The organism is Streptococcus suis (assembly GCF_002960625.1).
Lineage (GTDB): Bacteria > Bacillota > Bacilli > Lactobacillales > Streptococcaceae > Streptococcus > Streptococcus suis_T.
The window spans coordinates 19,141-33,795 of the sequence record NZ_POJH01000032.1 but is presented as its reverse complement, the minus strand read 5'-3'; the positions used below and the strand labels follow the sequence as shown (position 1 = coordinate 33,795).

Sequence of the window (14,655 nt, the reverse complement as noted above, 5' to 3'; positions counted from 1 at the left end):
GACGATAGCCTAGGAGATACACCTGTTCCCATGCCGAACACAGCAGTTAAGCCCTAGAACGCCTGAAGTAGTTGGGGGTTGCCCCCTGTGAGATACGGTAGTCGCTTAGCGAATAGGGAGTTTAGCTTAGTTGGAAGCGAGAGGAATTCGATCTTTCAAGTTGGAGATGAGGAAAACGAAGTTTTCTCCATTGCCCAGCTGAGCTAAGTTCCACCCATTGGGAGTTTAGCTCAGCTGGGAGAGCATCTGCCTTACAAGCAGAGGGTCAGCGGTTCGATCCCGTTAACTCCCATTAAAAGCGGGTGTAGTTTAGTGGTAAAACTACAGCCTTCCAAGCTGTTGTCGCGAGTTCGATTCTCGTCACCCGCTTTGAACGATTGTTCATAAACCCAAACAAGTGTTTGGGCGCGTAGCTCAGATGGTTAGAGCGCACGCCTGATAAGCGTGAGGTCGGTGGTTCGATTCCACTCGTGCCCATTATAGATTATGGTCCGTTGGTCAAGGGGTTAAGACACCGCCTTTTCACGGCGGTAACACGGGTTCGAATCCCGTACGGACTATATTTTTTGGAGGATTACCCAAGTCCGGCTGAAGGGAACGGTCTTGAAAACCGTCAGGCGTGTAAAAGCGTGCGTGGGTTCGAATCCCACATCCTCCTTTTCATTATCGCGGGATGGAGCAGCTAGGTAGCTCGTCGGGCTCATAACCCGAAGGTCGTAGGTTCAAATCCTGCTCCCGCAATATTCTTATGGCTCGGTAGCTCAGTTGGTAGAGCAATGGATTGAAGCTCCATGTGTCGGCGGTTCGATTCCGTCTCGCGCCATTAATTTAATATTTTGGAGAGATAGCGAAGTGGCTAAACGCGGCGGACTGTAAATCCGCTCCTTCGGGTTCGGGGGTTCGAATCCCTCTCTCTCCATACCTTTACGGGCATAGTTTAAAGGTAGAACTAAGGTCTCCAAAACCTTCAGTGTGGGTTCAATTCCTACTGCCCGTGTTTTATGGCGGGTGTGGTGAAGTGGTTAACACATCAGATTGTGGCTCTGACATTCGGGGGTTCGATTCCCCTCACTCGCCTATTTTAATATTGGGGTATCGCCAAGCGGTAAGGCAAGGGACTTTGACTCCCTCATGCGTTGGTTCGAATCCAGCTACCCCAGTTAAACTATATGCCGGCGTGGCGGAATTGGCAGACGCGCTGGACTCAAAATCCAGTGTCCGCAAGGACGTGCCGGTTCGACCCCGGCCGCCGGTATAGTTGAAAAAGACAAGGTTTCTTAGCCTTGTCTTTTGTTTTGTGCATTTAATTTCCTTCTTTAAGGGCTCTTTGTCAACTGTAGTGAGGAGATGTGTGCCCACATTTATAGGTTGTTTTATCTGCCACTAGTTTGATCTGAAAAATTATAGAGCGAAGGGTTTGGTTAGTCAGTAGTAGGGGCTAAAGATATCTATTGTAGGGCTGTTATAAATTATGAGGTGATATATAGGATTGCATTTGTTATATGTAGTTGAAATTTTGTAAATAATTTTCATATTTTCCTTGTCTTTTCTTTTTTTCTATGATATACTTAACAAGTTAATTAAAGAGTTAAGGGAATTGTATGAGTCATCTTGCATCACAGATTGAAAAATGTTTACATGAAATTGTTTTAAGCTCTGAGAACCAATTAGAGATTTTAGTTGGTAGTTGTCAGAGTTCAGTCAAATTAACAAATACGCAAGAGCATATTTTGATGTTGATTGAAAAGGCTGCCTATACCAATACGGAAATTGCTAAGGAACTGAATGTTAGTCAGGCTGCAATTACCAAAGCAACAAAAGCTTTGGTGACGCAGGGACTTTTGGTTGCTGTAAGGGATACAAAGGATGCCCGTGTTGTGCGTTTTAGTTTGACGGAAGCTGCTAAGCCAATCGCGGCTGAACATGCCCATCATCACGCTCATACTTTGGAGGCTTATGAGCACTTGTTGTCGCGTTACAGTGAGAGTGAACAAGAAGTCATTAGTCGCTTTATGAATGATTTAGTGGAGAAAATTAGAAGATAGATGAGATATATAAGTGTGGAGGATTTATCCTTCTATTATGATAAGGAACCTGTATTGGAACATATCCATTACCACTTGGATAGTGGGGAGTTTGTTACTCTAACCGGTGAAAATGGGGCTGCAAAGACAACCTTGATAAAAGCTACTTTGGGTATATTAAAGCCTAGATTTGGGAAAGTGGCCTTTGCAGAGAAAAGTATAAAAGGGAAGAAGTTGCGCATGGCCTATTTGCCCCAGCAGATTGCGAGTTTTAATGCTGGTTTTCCTAGCACTGTCTATGAATTTGTAAAATCAGGTCGCTATCCACGTCAGGGTTGGTTTCGTCGGCTCACTGGACATGATGAGGAACATATTCGGATTAGTTTGGAAGCAGTAGGTATGTGGGAACACAGGGATAAGAAACTGGGGTCTTTGAGCGGGGGACAGAAACAACGTGCTGTCATTGCCCGGATGTTCGCTTCGGATCCAGATATTTTTATCTTGGATGAACCGACAACGGGAATGGATGCTGGAACCAAGGATGCTTTTTACCAACTCATGCACCACTCGGCTAAAAAGCATGGTAAGGCTGTTCTAATGATTACGCATGATCCTGATGAGTTAAGTCAGTATGCGGATCGCAATATTCATCTGGTGCGAGATCAGCAATCTCCTTGGCGTTGCTTTAACGTACATGAAGCGGATGAGGAGGTGTCCAATGCTTGATTTATCTGTTTTCAACTATGATTTCATGCAAAGGGCCTTTCTAGCCATCATAGCCATGAGCTTGTTTTCGCCTGTTCTGGGAGTTTTTCTCATCTTGAGAAGGCAGAGTCTGATGTCGGATACTCTCAGTCACGTTTCCTTGGCTGGTGTGGCTTTTGGTCTTGTTTTGGGGATTTCACCGACACTTTCGACGGTTCTGATTGTCATTGTGGCAGCGGTATTTCTGGAATACCTGCGGACCATTTATAAAAACTTTATGGAAATCGGGACGGCTATTCTCATGTCGACTGGTTTGGCTATTTCGCTGATTGTTATGAATAAGTCAGGCGGGAAGTCGGGATTGAGCCTGGAACAATATTTATTCGGTTCGATTGTGACCATTAGTCAAGAACAGGTATTTGCCTTATTTGCTATCGCTGTGATTGTTATTGTATTGACCTTGCTGTTTCTACGGCCTATGTATATTTTGACCTTTGATGAAGATACAGCTTTTGTGGATGGCTTACCTGTGCGGGCCATGTCCATTGCTTTTAATGTGGTGACTGGTGTCGCCATTGCCCTGATGATTCCTGCAGCGGGTGCCTTGTTGGTGTCGACCATTATGGTTTTACCGGCCTCCATTGCCCTTCGCTTAGGAAAGAGTTTTAAGGCAGTTATCTTGATTGGTATGCTGGTTGGTTTCTTTGGAATGGTTACGGGCTTGTTGACATCTTACTATGCAGAAACGCCTGCTAGTGCAAGTATTACCTTGATTTTTATCAGTATTTTCTTACTGGTGAATGTGATGCAAAAATTTAAAAAATAGGAGTATATATGAAAAAAATTGGTTTGTTATTCTTGTCTGCTTCAGCCTTATTGTTAGCTGCTTGTGGCAATAGCACAGCTTCTCAGGAAGATGGCAAGTTGGATATCGTCACGACTTTTTATCCTGTATACGAATTCACGAAACAGGTAACAGGTGATGAAGCCAATGTAGAGTTGTTGATTAAAGCAGGGACAGAGGTCCATGGTTATGAGCCTTCAGCTAAAGATATTGCCCGTATCCAAGAGGCAGATGCATTCATTTATGAGAATGAAAACATGGAAACGTGGGTCCATGATATTGAAGATTCGGTGGATACAGAGAAAGTAGATGTTATCAGTGCAACTGAGGGAATGTTGCTCTTGCCTGGTGGAGAAGAGGGGCACGAGGAGCATGATCATAGTGAGGAAGGACATAGCCATGCTTATGATCCGCATGTATGGTTGTCCCCAGAACGTGCCATCACACTTGTAGAGAATATCCGTGATAGTTTGATTGCGAATTACCCGGATAAGAAGGCTGTTTTTGAGAAAAATGCTGCTGCCTATATTGAAAAGTTAGAGGCTCTACATTCTCAATACACTGAAACTTTGTCAGTGGCTAAGCAAAAATACTTTGTAACTCAACACACTGCCTTTGCATACTTGGCTTTGGATTATGGCTTGAAACAAGTTTCTATTACAGGTGTTGCTGCGGATGAAGATCCAACTCCGACTCGTTTGGCTGAATTGACTGAATATATCAAGCAATACGGTATTAAGTATATCTATTTTGAAGAAAATGCCTCAAAATCTGTAGCTGAAACACTTGCCAAAGAAACGGGTGTGGAGCTAGATGTTCTCAATCCGCTTGAAAGTTTGACGGATGAGGCGATGAAAAATGGAGAAGATTTTATCTCTGTGATGGAGGACAATTTGACTGCGCTTGAGAAGACGACTTCCCAAGCAGGTGTTGAAATCTTACCAGAAGAGGGAGAGGTAACAACCAAAACAGTCTACAATGGTTACTTTGAAGACAGTGCTGTTAAAGATCGCACTCTGTCAGATTATGCTGGCGAATGGCAGTCTGTGTATCCTTACTTGCTAGATGGTACGCTGGACCAAGTTTGGGACTACAAGGCTAAGCTCAAAGGCGGTATGACAGCTGAAGAATATAAGGCATACTACGACACTGGCTACAAGACAGATGTCAATCAGATCAACATCACAGACAACACTATGGAATTTGTAGTGGGAGATAAGAAGCAAAAATTCACCTATAAATATGTGGGTTATAAGATTTTAACTTATAAGAAAGGTAATCGTGGTGTTCGTTTCTTATTTGAAGCGACAGATGCCAATGCCGGAAACTACAAGTATGTGCAGTTTAGCGATCATAATATTGCTCCTGTGAAGACAGGCCACTTCCATATCTTCTTCGGTGGTGAGAGCCAAGAAAAACTCTTTGAAGAAATGGAAAACTGGCCAACTTACTATCCTGTTGGTATGACTGGTTTTGAAATTGCTCAAGAGATGTTAGCTCACTAAGAAAATAAGACTGAACGGAATGTTCAGTCCTTTTTCTTGACATTTTTTGACTACAAATGTAAACTAATTTTAGAAATACGATTGGTTGGAGGTGAGCTTGTGGAGCAGACGATTTCAGCTGCGGAGTGGCAGGTCATGCGGGTCTTGTGGGCTAAGCCTGGTGCAACTTCGCAGGAAATTATTCAGGCTTTGCAGGAGGGTTTTGATTGGCAGGCAACGACCATTAAGACCCTTTTGGGACGGCTACGGAAGAAAGACTATCTGAGAATGACTAAGAAAACCAGCAAGTACCACTATTATCCTCTCATCAGTGAGGAGGAGCATTTGCAGGGGCAGGTGGAGCTCTTACTGGCTACCATATGTTCCACCAAACAGGGACAGCTGGTCGAAAGCTTGCTAGACACAGGGACATTTTCCAAAAAAAGCCTAGAAAATCTAGCTAGCAAAATCTCGCAGCTTCAAAAGACTGCACCTGAGCGCATCGCCTGTCAATGCTTGGCTGGTCAATGTACTTGTGGACATCATCATACTCTTCGAAATCAACCTCAGACCTTGTTGACTTGACTTGATGAGTGTAAAGCTCCTGTGGAGCTTTACAGCCTACTACCTGAAAATGCGAAAGTAGTAGGGTTCTATCTGCTCGTGAGAAACGAAGATGTTTGTCCAATTTCCAACCTCCAAAGGTTCCCCGAACCTTTTTGTAGCGAACAGGTTCGCTTTATTTCCAACCTTCAAAGGTTCCCCGAACCTTTTTGTAGCGAATAGACTCGCCCAATTTCTAACCTCCAAAGGTTCCCCGAACCTTTGGAGCTAGTCTGAACCTGATTTTCATTGAGTATAAAAAAGGAGAAAAAAGATGAAGCAAACTTTGAAATTGAAAAATTTATCCTGTCAGAACTGTGTCAAACACGTGACCAATCATCTCTTGGGCTTGGACGGGGTGGAAGAAGTGAACATCCAGCTGGAAGAACAGTTGGCGGAGGTGGAAACCTCTGTGGTCTATGACTTGGAACGGTACCAAGAGGTGCTGGATGATACTATCTATGAAGTGGAAGACTTGATATAAGCGAAAAAGCAGCTGTCGGGCTGCTTTTTATAATGCTTTGAGGAGTTTGTTCAGGTCCAGCTGGGCTTGCGTAAGCCTAACTTGGTCCCAGAAGCCGTCTGTTCGAAAGCGTGGGATGAGATGAACATGGAAATGGGTACCAGCGTCAAATAAGCGATCGTTGCAGGCTGTGGTCACACCGTCAATTGCCAATGTTTGACAGAGTTTTTCAGTCAAAAAGACTTCCAAGTCCGACAGTTCATAGCGAATAGTAGGTGGGACTTGACTGAGTGTGTCATAGTGGTCTTTGCTGATAATCAACAGATGCCCAGTTTGAATAGGGTCAATGTCCCAGACCACCTTGAAATATTCTGTCTGGTAGAGAATATCTTCTTCTTTGAGTTGGTGGCAAAAAATGCAGGTCATAGCTGTTCTCCTATTGATAGAACAAAAGGAAATCACGGTGGATTTCCTTGAAAAATCTTAATAAGTCAACACAGAATACTTCTTCTTCCCACGACGGATAACGGTTAACTCGCCGTCAATCTTGTCACTGTCAGAAAGGGTATAGTCCAAGTCTTGCACACGCTCACCGTTGACATAAATGGCACCATTTTGCACATCTTCACGAGCTTGGCGTTTTGAGTTGACAATACCAGAGGTAACTAGAAGTTCAACGATGTTAAGGTTGTCTTCAGCCTGTACAGCGTAGTTTGGAACGTTGCTGAGGCCCTGCTTGAGTTCTTTTGCGGATAGGTTTTTGATATTGCCTGCGAACAATTGCTCGGTGATGTTCAGAGCTTGGTTATAAGCCTCTTCACCGTGAACCAAGGTCACGACTTCCTTAGCCAAGATTTTCTGAGCCAGACGTTCATGACGGGCAGCGTCAAATTTTTCTTCAATCTTAGCAATCTCATCCAGTGACAAGAAGGTAAAGATTTTCAAGAAACGAACGGCATCATCGTCCATGACATTGAGCCAGAATTGGTACATTTCATATGGAGAAGTCTTGTCGGCATCCAACCAAACAGCGTTGCCCTCTGACTTACCGAACTTCTTACCAGTCGAGTCTGTGATAAGAGGAACAGTCATCACGTGACCAGACTTGTCAGCCTTGCGACGAAGCAATTCAGTACCTGCTGTCATGTTGCCCCATTGGTCAGAACCACCGATTTGTAGGGTTACATTGTGCTTGTCATTGAGTTCGTAGAAGTCATAGCCCTGCATGATTTGGTAGGCAAACTCGGTGTAGGAAATCCCGGTTTCAATCCGTTTTTTCACAGAGTCCTTGCTCATCATGTAGTTGACTGTGTAGTATTTACCAACATCACGGAGGAAGTCGATAAAGCTGATGCCTGAGAACCAGTCGTAGTTGTTGACCATTTCAGCTTTGTTATCACCGTTTTCAAAATCCAAGAAGCGAGAGAGCTGACCTTGGATTTTTGTTACCCAGCCGTCCACGGTGTCTTTGGTTTGCAAGCTGCGCTCCGCATCCTTGAAGGAAGGGTCACCAATCAGACCAGTCGCACCACCAACTAGGGCGTAAGGCTTGTGACCAGCCAACTGCAAACGACGGCTGGTCAAGATGGCAACCAAGTGGCCCAAGTGCAAGCTGTCTGCTGTTGGATCATAGCCTGTGTAGTAAGATACTTGCCCTTCTGTCAATGCTTTCACCAATGCTTCTTCGTCTGTCGTTTGAAAGACCAAGCCACGTGCTTTTAGTTCTTCAAAAATGTTCATGCGTTTCTCCTTAAATAGAATGTGATAAAAACCACATCTAACCAATAAAAATTCTCCCTTATTATACCATGAAATTGTGGAAAATAAACAAAATTTGGTATAATGGTAAGATAAGGAGTTACTATGACGACTAAATCAGATAAGCAAAAACATAAAGATAAATCAAATGCTCTAGGGCTCGGAGATACGTTTGGCGTTTTCCTTCGCACCTTGAAATTGTTGCTCAATTCTATTTCTGTCTTGTTGTTCCTATTTGTTCTTTTTGGTGCAGGTATAGGAGTTGGTTTTGTTGCGAGTTTGTTTGACAAGGTTGAGGTGCCTAAGACCGAGGAACTGCTGACACAGGTTTCAGAAGTAAGTCGGATTTCCAAAGTAGTCTATTCTGATGGTAGCTTGGTAGCAGAGGTAAATTCAGACTTGCTTCGTGTACCAGTTGGGGCTGGTGATGTATCGGACTACCTCAAGCAAGCAGTTATTGCAACAGAGGATGAAACTTTTGAAAGTCATAACGGAGTTGTACCAAAAGCTGTTTTGCGTGCGGCACTAGGTTCAGTTGGCTTTGGGTCATCCAGTGGTGGCTCTACTTTGACCCAGCAGCTCATTAAGCAACAGTTGGTCGGAGATGCACCGACTTTTACTCGAAAGGCGAATGAAATTATTTCAGCTTTGGCCCTGGAACGCAATATGACCAAGGAAGAGATTTTGACCATCTATCTGAACGTTTCACCGTTTGGGCGGAACAATCAAGGTCGAAATATTGCGGGAGCAGAAGCTGCCGCTCAAGGAATTTTTGGCAAACCTGCCAGTGAGTTGACAGTTCCACAGGCAGCCTTTATTGCAGGTCTACCGCAAAGTCCAATTGTCTATTCCCCATATGCTTCCGATGGTACTCGTAAGTCGGATGAGGATATGGTTTACGGTATCGAACGTTATCAAGATGTTCTTTTCAATATGTATCGTGCTTCGTTCTTGACCAAGGAAGAATATGACACCTATAAGGCTTACGATATTAAGCAGGACTTCATTGCCCCAGCGCCTGTGACAGCTGATACCAAAGACTATCTCTATTATGAGGTGATGGAAGAGGCTCAGCAAGTCATGTTTGACTACTTGGTGAAACGTGATAAGGTTTCTGATAATGACTTGAAGAACGATGCAACAAGGAGTTCCTATGAGGAGTTGGCTAAGCAGGAGCTTAGTCAAGGTGGCTATACCATTAAGAGTACAGTTGATAAGGGTATTTATGATACCATGCAGTCAGTTGTTGCTAATTACGGTTCAGTGTTGGATAATGGAAATGTGTACGTTGAAACAGGCAGTGTGCTGATTGACAATTCCACAGGAGCTATTCTAGGTTTCGTTGGTGGTCGGGATTATGCGACTAACCAAAACAACCATGCCTTTGATACCCTGCGTTCGCCTGCTTCGTCCATTAAACCTTTATTGGCGTATGGTATCGCCATTGACCAAGGTTTAATCGGTTCGGCAAGTATTTTGTCGGATTATCCAACTAATTTCTCAAGTGGCCAACCAATCATGTATGGAACCAGTCGAGGTTCGGGCATGATGAACTTGCAGACGGCAATTGATATGTCTGTAAACATTCCTGCATTTTGGACCTACAAGATGATTCAAAATGCAGGTGTTAACGCCAAGGAATATATGGAAAAGATGAACTATCATATTCCGATGTATGATATTGAAAGTGTACCGTTGGGCGGAGGGGTTGAAATCTCTGTATTGACGAATACCAACGCCTATCAGACGTTGGCCAATGGGGGTGTTTATAATAAACACTACATTATTGAAAATATCACAGCTACAGATGGAACAGTTGTTTACCAGCATGAAGCAGCTCCTGTTCAAGTCTATTCCAAGGCCACCGCAAGCATCATGAACCAACTCTTGCGCCAAGTAGTGAATTCGGGCTATACAACGACCTTCAAGAATCGGTTGAGTGGCTTAAATCCTCAGGCAGCAGCTTCGGACTTTGTCGGTAAAACGGGAACAAGTAACGAGGTAAATGACGTCTGGCTCATGTTATCAACTCCAAAAGTAACTCTGGGGACTTGGGCTGGAAATGATGATAACTCAGAAATGTATGTTTGGACAGGCTATCACAACAATTCGCAATATGTCGCTCATATGGTTAATGCGCTCTATAATGTGAATGCAGATATGTTTGCAGGTCGCTTTGAGTTGGATGGTAGCGTGATTGCTTCGAATGTTGTTGCCTCTACAGGTCAACGTGCAGGAGCAACGCAAGTAAATGGACGCCAGGTCATGATTGGTGGTGCGACGACTACTAGTTATTGGGCTAAAAATGGCGCTCCTGTTACGAGCTACAACTTTATGGTCGGTGGTACAGATAGCGATCGGGCACAGGCTTGGAATAGCGTAGTTGGTTCAGCTACGAATTCAAATCAATCTAGCAACTCTACTCGTCCAAGTTCTTCTAGTTCCTCAGCTACCAATACTAGTCCATCGTCTGAAACTCAGCCAACAACAAGTCAGCAAGAGAATAATAATTAGCCTTGCTTTTTGGAAGAAGTTGTGGTATAATTTTGTAAATAATTTGTCGTGTGTCTTGTTTGAAATATTGTCCAAACAAGGCTTGCAGCAGTTAAATCAAACTTTTTATAAGGAAGATTTAGCTGCTCTTTTTGTGTCTATGAGGGATTACATTGAGAATTGTTACTTATTCTTAAAAATTCTAAATATTCAGAAAAAGGACAAGTACTGGTCATTTTATGGCTATTATAATTGAACTCGCCTACAACTCTGTGAAAAAAGATAAGGTTTGTAGAGCTTTGTTTTTGTTTACTTCGTGGCGTCGTAAACGACTGAACTTTCTTCGACTATTGGTCTAGAAAGCCCTAGTCGTTCTGACGAGGGTGCGTCTACAAAATCAAAGATTTTGGACTTACCGCTTATTTTTCTTTGAGTTGCTTACGGCTTAGTATCTTTAATTGAACTCGGGCTACACTCCTGTAGAAAAAGATACATCTCCTTGCAATCCTTTGATTGCTTCGTCGATGTCCTATTTTCTTTTGGAGTGCTATACGCCCTCGTATCTTAATACAAAGGAGAAAACTTTTGGCAGGACATGAAGTTCAGTACGGTAAACACCGTACCCGTCGTAGTTTTTCAAGAATCAAGGAAGTTCTTGATTTACCAAATTTGATTGAAATCCAAACGGATTCATTTAAAGATTTTCTTGACTATGGTTTGAAAGAAGTCTTTGAAGATGTACTTCCAGTTTCAAACTTTACAGATACCATGGAATTGGAATTTGTGGGTTATGAGTTGAAGCAACCAAAATACACTTTGGAAGAGGCGCGTGCACATGATGCCAACTATTCTGCTCCAATTTATGTAACTTTCCGTCTTGTGAATAAGGAAACTGGCGAGATTAAAACTCAGGAAGTTTTCTTCGGTGAGTTTCCAATCATGACTGAAATGGGCACCTTCATCATCAACGGTGCAGAGCGTATCATCGTTTCTCAGTTGGTTCGTTCACCAGGTGTTTATTTCAACGATAAAGTTGATAAGAACGGTAAGGTTGGTTATGGTTCAACGGTAATCCCTAACCGTGGTGCTTGGTTGGAATTGGAAACGGACTCAAAAGATATTGCCTATACTCGTATCGACCGTACGCGTAAAATTCCATTTACAACGCTTGTACGTGCACTTGGTTTCTCAGGTGATGATGAAATCTTTGATATCTTTGGTGATAGCGAATTGGTTCGCAACACTATTGAGAAAGATATCCACAAAAACCCAGCGGATTCTCGTACAGATGAAGCCCTCAAGGAAATCTATGAGCGTCTTCGTCCAGGTGAACCAAAGACAGCTGAAAGCTCTCGTAGCCTTTTGACAGCTCGTTTCTTTGACCCTCGTCGTTACGACTTGGCACCTGTTGGTCGTTACAAAATCAATAAAAAGCTCAACCTCCGTACTCGTTTGCTCAACCAAACACTTGCTGAGCATGTCATTAACGGTGAAACAGGCGAAATCGTCTTGGAAGCGGGTACTGTCTTAAGCCGTGATGTGCTTGAAAAAGTAGAAGCACAATTCGATGAGCTCAACTTGGTAGAATACATTCCAAATGATAATGCTGTTCTTCTTGAGCCAGTTCTCTTGCAGAAGTTTAAGATCGTTGCACCAAAAGATCCAGACCGTGTTGTAACAGTTATTGGTAATGCTAATCCGGCTGAAAATGTGCGTATTGTTACACCAGCGGATATCTTGGCTGAGATGAGCTACTTCCTCAACTTGGCTGAAGGACTTGGTCGCGTAGACGATATCGACCATTTGGGTAACCGTCGTATTCGTGCCGTTGGTGAATTGCTTGCCAACCAAGTTCGTATCGGTTTGACTCGTATGGAACGTAACTTGCGTGAGCGTATGTCTGTTCAAGACAATGAAGTATTGACGCCACAACAAATCATCAATATCCGTCCTGTTACAGCCGCAATCAAAGAATTCTTTGGTTCATCTCAGTTGTCACAGTTCATGGACCAACACAACCCACTTTCTGAGTTGTCTCACAAACGCCGTTTGTCAGCCTTGGGACCTGGTGGTTTGACCCGTGACCGTGCAGGATATGAAGTTCGAGACGTTCACTACACTCACTATGGACGTATGTGTCCGATTGAAACGCCTGAGGGACCAAACATCGGTTTGATCAACAACTTGTCTTCTTATGGTCACCTCAACAAGTATGGTTTCATCCAAACACCATACCGTAAGATTGACCGTGCAACTGGTACAGTTACAAACGAAATTGTTTGGTTGACAGCGGATGAAGAAGATGCCTACATCGTAGCACAATCAACTTCACCACTTGATGAAAACAACCGTTTCATCGACAAGATTGTTATGGGTCGTCACCAAGGTAACAACCAAGAATTTGCTGCTGACTCAGCAGACTTCATGGACGTGTCTCCTAAACAGGTAGTTGCCGTTGCGACAGCGTGTATTCCTTTCTTGGAAAACGATGACTCCAACCGTGCCCTCATGGGTGCCAACATGCAACGTCAGGCTGTTCCATTGATTGATCCAAAAGCACCTTACGTTGGTACTGGTATGGAATACCAGGCTGCCCATGACTCAGGTGCGGCAGTTATTGCCCAACACGATGGTAAGGTTGTTTACGCGGATGCAGACAAAGTTGAGGTTCGTCGTGAAGATGGCTCTTTGGATGTTTACAGCATTCAGAAATTCCGTCGTTCAAACTCAGGTACAGCCTACAACCAACGTACCCTTGTAAAATTGGGTGATGTTGTAGAAAAAGGTGATTTCATCGCAGATGGTCCTTCTATGGAACGTGGGGAAATGGCTCTTGGTCAAAACCCTATCGTTGCCTACATGACCTGGGAAGGTTACAACTTCGAGGACGCGGTTATCATGTCTGAACGCCTAGTGAAAGACGATGTTTATACATCTGTTCACTTGGAAGAATACGAATCAGAAACCCGTGATACAAAGTTAGGCCCTGAAGAAATCACACGCGAAATTCCAAACGTTGGTGAAGATGCCCTTCGCAACTTGGACGAAATGGGTATCATCCGTATTGGTGCTGAGGTTAAAGAAGGCGACATTCTTGTTGGTAAAGTCACTCCAAAAGGTGAAAAAGATCTTTCTGCTGAAGAGCGCCTCTTGCACGCTATCTTCGGTGATAAGTCACGTGAAGTTCGTGATACATCTCTTCGTGTACCTCACGGTGCCGATGGTGTCGTTCGTGATGTGAAAATCTTTACTCGTGCCAACGGTGATGAATTGCAATCAGGTGTTAACATGCTGGTCCGTGTTTACATCGCTCAAAAACGTAAGATCAAGGTCGGAGATAAGATGGCCGGTCGTCACGGTAACAAGGGTGTCGTTTCACGTATTGTACCTGTTGAGGATATGCCATATCTTCCAGACGGAACACCAGTTGACATCATGTTGAACCCACTTGGGGTACCATCACGTATGAACATCGGTCAGGTTATGGAACTTCACTTGGGTATGGCGGCTCGCAACTTGGGCATCCATATCGCAACACCAGTTTTCGATGGTGCAAGTTCAGAAGACCTCTGGTCAACTGTTAAAGAAGCAGGTATGGACTCAGATGCCAAGACCATTCTTTACGATGGACGTACAGGTGAGCCATTTGACAACCGTGTGTCTGTCGGTGTCATGTACATGATCAAGCTTCACCACATGGTTGACGACAAGCTTCATGCTCGTTCAGTCGGACCATACTCACTCGTTACCCAACAGCCGCTCGGAGGTAAGGCTCAGTTTGGTGGTCAGCGTTTCGGTGAGATGGAGGTTTGGGCCCTTGAAGCCTACGGTGCTTCAAACGTCCTTCAAGAAATCTTGACTTACAAGTCAGATGATGTGACAGGCCGTCTGAAAGCCTATGAAGCTATCACCAAAGGTAAACCAATTCCAAAACCAGGTGTTCCAGAATCATTCCGCGTTCTTGTCAAAGAATTGCAATCACTTGGTTTGGATATGCGTGTCCTTGATGAAGATAACAATGAAGTAGAATTGCGTGACCTTGATGAAGGTGAAGATGATGACATCATCCACGTAGATGATCTTGAAAAAGCACGTGCAAAAGCAGCAGCTGACGCAGCGGCAGCCTTTGCAGCGGAAGAAGCGGAAGACAAAGAGTAATTCAATTGGATGGAACAAGTTGGTCCAAATCTCAGAACGGAAAGGGATGAGGACCAACGGTCTTCCTCTATTTGGTTGATGAAAGAATAGCTTATCAGCTGCTTATTCTGCTGTTTATTGTTC

At 43.9% G+C, this 14,655-nt stretch carries 10 protein-coding genes, 12 tRNA genes and 1 rRNA gene; 21 read left to right on the top strand and 2 right to left on the bottom strand.

The genetic code is table 11. The features are described 5' to 3' along the window. The 19 genes from rrf to C1G49_RS07835 all read left to right on the top strand — a co-directional run. Positions 1–110, top strand: a 5S ribosomal RNA gene (rrf, locus tag C1G49_RS07930); the annotation flags it as partial. 109 nt (positions 111–219) lie between these two features. Then, positions 220–292, top strand: a tRNA-Val gene (locus tag C1G49_RS07925). Positions 293–298: 6 nt separating this feature from the next. After that, positions 299–369, top strand: a tRNA-Gly gene (locus tag C1G49_RS07920). Between the two features lie 34 nt (positions 370–403). Beyond that, positions 404–477: transfer RNA gene (locus C1G49_RS07915), tRNA-Ile, on the top strand. Positions 478–488: 11 nt separating this feature from the next. Beyond that, positions 489–560, top strand: a tRNA-Glu gene (locus C1G49_RS07910). An 8-nt stretch (positions 561–568) separates the two neighbouring features. Continuing rightward, a tRNA-Ser gene (locus C1G49_RS07905) sits at positions 569–658 on the top strand. Between the two features lie 9 nt (positions 659–667). Then, positions 668–741, top strand: a tRNA-Met gene (locus tag C1G49_RS07900). A gap of 9 nt (positions 742–750) precedes the next feature. Beyond that, a tRNA-Phe gene (locus C1G49_RS07895) sits at positions 751–823 on the top strand. Positions 824–838: 15 nt separating this feature from the next. Further along, positions 839–919, top strand: a tRNA-Tyr gene (locus C1G49_RS07890). A 7-nt stretch (positions 920–926) separates the two neighbouring features. Beyond that, a tRNA-Trp gene (locus tag C1G49_RS07885) sits at positions 927–997 on the top strand. Between the two features lie 7 nt (positions 998–1,004). Beyond that, a tRNA-His gene (locus C1G49_RS07880) sits at positions 1,005–1,077 on the top strand. Positions 1,078–1,088: 11 nt separating this feature from the next. Beyond that, positions 1,089–1,160 (top strand) — tRNA-Gln (locus C1G49_RS07875). An 11-nt stretch (positions 1,161–1,171) separates the two neighbouring features. Then, positions 1,172–1,255: transfer RNA gene (locus C1G49_RS07870), tRNA-Leu, on the top strand. 346 nt (positions 1,256–1,601) lie between these two features. Further along, entirely contained in the window at positions 1,602–2,045 is a 444-nt protein-coding gene (locus C1G49_RS07865; protein ID WP_105125258.1) for a zinc-dependent MarR family transcriptional regulator, read from the top strand. Continuing rightward, positions 2,046–2,750, top strand: coding sequence for a metal ABC transporter ATP-binding protein (locus C1G49_RS07860; protein ID WP_105125257.1), 705 nt, complete (start codon positions 2,046–2,048; stop codon positions 2,748–2,750). Further along, a complete protein-coding gene (locus tag C1G49_RS07855) occupies positions 2,743–3,555 on the top strand; it encodes a metal ABC transporter permease (RefSeq protein ID WP_105125256.1) in 813 nt (270 codons plus the stop codon). The genes C1G49_RS07860 and C1G49_RS07855 overlap by 8 nt, the downstream gene beginning before the upstream one ends. 8 nt (positions 3,556–3,563) lie before the next feature. Next, a complete protein-coding gene (locus C1G49_RS07850; protein WP_105125255.1) occupies positions 3,564–5,078 on the top strand; it encodes a zinc ABC transporter substrate-binding protein AdcA in 1,515 nt (504 codons plus the stop codon). 99 nt (positions 5,079–5,177) lie between these two features. Further along, complete coding sequence (locus tag C1G49_RS07845; RefSeq protein ID WP_105125254.1) at positions 5,178–5,642, top strand: CopY/TcrY family copper transport repressor; 465 nt, start codon at positions 5,178–5,180, stop codon at positions 5,640–5,642. A gap of 292 nt (positions 5,643–5,934) precedes the next feature. Then, positions 5,935–6,144, top strand: a complete 210-nt coding sequence (locus C1G49_RS07835) for a heavy-metal-associated domain-containing protein (protein ID WP_105125253.1) — start codon at positions 5,935–5,937, stop codon at positions 6,142–6,144. 27 nt (positions 6,145–6,171) lie between these two features. Here the strand turns inward: C1G49_RS07835 and C1G49_RS07830 are convergent, their stop codons facing one another. Then, entirely contained in the window at positions 6,172–6,549 is a 378-nt protein-coding gene (locus C1G49_RS07830) for an HIT family protein (RefSeq protein WP_105125252.1), read from the bottom strand. 57 nt (positions 6,550–6,606) lie between these two features. Continuing rightward, a complete protein-coding gene (gene tyrS / locus C1G49_RS07825; protein WP_105125251.1) occupies positions 6,607–7,863 on the bottom strand; it encodes a tyrosine--tRNA ligase in 1,257 nt (418 codons plus the stop codon). Between the two features lie 123 nt (positions 7,864–7,986). Between tyrS and pbp1b the strand changes: the two genes are divergently transcribed. Beyond that, positions 7,987–10,395 carry a penicillin-binding protein PBP1B gene (gene pbp1b / locus C1G49_RS07820; RefSeq protein ID WP_105125250.1) on the top strand — a complete coding sequence of 803 codons (2,409 nt, stop codon included), beginning with the start codon at positions 7,987–7,989 and terminating at the stop codon, positions 10,393–10,395. A gap of 564 nt (positions 10,396–10,959) precedes the next feature. Then, positions 10,960–14,532, top strand: coding sequence for a DNA-directed RNA polymerase subunit beta (gene rpoB, locus C1G49_RS07815; protein WP_105125249.1), 3,573 nt, complete (start codon positions 10,960–10,962; stop codon positions 14,530–14,532). Positions 14,533–14,655 lie beyond the last annotated feature (123 nt).